Here is a 502-nt window from a genome sequence, read left to right as displayed (position 1 = left end):
CTCCCTTTACGAATCCCAAAATCCTCAATCAGCATCTGATTTGTTTCCAGTTCATCTTTGATCATATCAAGGAACGGAAGAGCAATTTGCTCTGTTGCAGATATAATCAGCGTAAACTGAGATTTATCATATAAAGTCGCATATAGCGGAAATAAAAAAGAACTGATCGTGGACTTTCCATGTTCCCTAGGGAGGCCGAAAGCCGTAATCAGTCCTCTATTTGCAAGCATATGTCTTAATTCCGTGAATAGCTCTTTGTGAAACTGTCCAAATGCTCGATCAAAGTATTTAGGAAAATAGGCTAAAGCGAAAAACTCAATGTCCATCTCACCTATAAGCTTGCGTAGTTCAGAAAAAGAGAACGTTTCGATCAGTTGTTTCATTTTCGGTGGTTTAAAATGCTTCTCCATATACTGCTTAAGCAACTCAGCCTGTCGTTGTTCATCTTGCTTTATCGTTTCAATAGGTATAACTCCTTTCTCATATGTACCGTAAAATCATC

General features: G+C 38.2%; 1 pseudogene. It reads right to left on the bottom strand.

Features of this window, described 5'->3' with window-relative positions:
- Positions 1–410, bottom strand: a pseudogene (locus ACIFO6_RS24070) (hypothetical protein); the annotation flags it as partial.
- Between the last annotated feature and the right edge of the window lie 92 nt (positions 411–502).

This window comes from Paenibacillus sp. NRS-1781, assembly GCF_050467745.1.
Lineage (GTDB): Bacteria > Bacillota > Bacilli > Paenibacillales > Paenibacillaceae > Paenibacillus > Paenibacillus terrae_A.
The sequence above is the reverse complement of the archived record's forward strand: the minus strand, read 5'-3'. Positions and strand labels throughout refer to the sequence as shown.